This window comes from Nostoc sp. CALU 546 (assembly GCF_048836525.1).
On sequence record NZ_JAWJTF010000361.1, the window covers coordinates 1 to 1,900 of the forward strand.

1 protein-coding gene is annotated in these 1,900 nt (G+C 42.9%); it reads left to right on the plus strand.

What is annotated here, in order from left to right:
• Positions 1-1,767: hypothetical protein (locus tag RRG12_RS43675; RefSeq protein WP_420763326.1), on the plus strand; the 1,767-nt coding region annotated here is incomplete at its 5' end.
• Positions 1,768-1,900: the final 133 nt, after the last annotated feature.

Here is a 1,900-nt window from a genome sequence, read left to right on the forward strand (position 1 = left end):
CTACCTTTAAATAAAGTACAACGTTTTGAAGGTGGGACACCATCACCAGGGGTTTGGTTTGATTTGCGGGGTCAACGCCAACAAGGAACTGGTGCGATCGCATACGGTCACGTCGTATACTACAATCCAGAACGCACAAATTTACTACAAATGTTGTCTTGGACTAGTCCTAATGGACAATTTCCCAAATGGCAGCAGGTAACTGGTGATGGTACAAAAGAGTTAGTTGTTGATCAAACTATAGGTTTAGAACCCCACTTACAGGTTTATCAAGTCAAGCCTCTGAAGTTATTCCTCAAACCAATTCAATTGGAGGAAATTACCCTCAAATCACCAGCTTTCAAGGATTCTGCATACCAAAATGCCCTGTCAATTGCCCGTAGTGGACTGTGGACACCAGCCTTTGAATGGTTGAAGTCAATCAAAAAACAGCGCAAGGGAGTTTTACCAGAGGCGGCGCAAGGACAAATGGATTTGATTCGTTTGCATTCCCAACTTACCAAAATCCAAGCCCAAAAAAATTGGGCAAGTCCTAGTCAAGAAGCACTAGCAGATTTGATTGATGGTCGCTGGGAGAAGGCTTTACAGGTGTTTGAAGCGTCGCCACATAATGCCCAAGAAATTGCCACCCTACTCAAAGCTGATGAAAAACGGTTGTGGAATCGCACAGCAGCGGCGTTGCGGGTGAACCCAAATAGACGAGAGGTGCAAGCTTGGTTCGCTTTGATTTTAGCAGTTCAGCGAGGAGAAGGACATGCTAATTCTTGGTTAAAGGCGCAACCAAAAATTACAAAAGATAATCTTGCTTATATTCAAAGTCTGTTAGCAAGACTCAATGGTGAGGGTACAAAGTCGCAAATATCCTCTACTCACCCTAGTCAGATTGTTGGTACAGTCCAACCAATCACTCAAGTTACTAACACCGACTGGCTGCAAACAAATTCCTCAGCAGATTTGAAACTCACAGATAACCAAGTTTGGTATCAGGTGGAGGTGAGTGCATTTAATGACGGAAAACGCTGGCTAAATTTCCCTTTTGAGAATTTCAACCCACCCAAAACTGACGCCGCTAAATTTTTGGGGAAAACTTTGGGAATCACTTCTGACCCTGAAATCCAAATTGTGGTCTGGTTACCAAATGGAGAACAACAAATTACTATAGCCGCTATCAAAGCGGTGCAACTACGGGGTAAAGTTTTGCGCCTATTAGCTGCTGGCCCAAAAATTCCAGATAATCAAAACGATGTTCTTCAACCAAAACCTTTAGCCTTGACCAATGCAGCACTAGAATGGGTGCAACCATCTCCTATTACTCTACGGGAACTGTATCAACAAAATCCCCAAAGGGTGAAGATAATGCTATCGAGTTTGTGGCAATCTTTACAGCAATCTGGTGAAGTTCCGGCTGGGGCTATTCCTAGCTTTGAACAGATGCAGGAAAAATTGGGTAACTGGCCTGTTCAAGTGATTGATTTAACAAATAACGCTCAACCAGAAATAATACTGACTATCTCACCAGAAGCAATAACATCCTTGAATGAGTCTACACCTGGAATTCAGAGGGAGAACACAGAGCAACGCCGTGACCGGACTATAATTTTATCTGATGGGAATAAAGTCATTTACACTGATTTTACAGGAAAGTACTCACAAAGACTTTCTGCGATCGCCAGACTTTCAGGGGTGCAATCCTTTGCTTTGTTGGTAGAAAATGCTCATAACTATAGTTTGAAGCGCTGGTCAGAGAAAAATCAGCGCTTTGAATAGCACCCGCTTTAGTAAAACTTCCCCCTTACTCAAATTTAAATTAGAGAGGGGATAAGCGAAGGCGCAGCCCGTCGTAGACATCGATATCTTGAAGACTAACTTATTCTTTTTGGTTAGTTTCGGCTAGACGTTG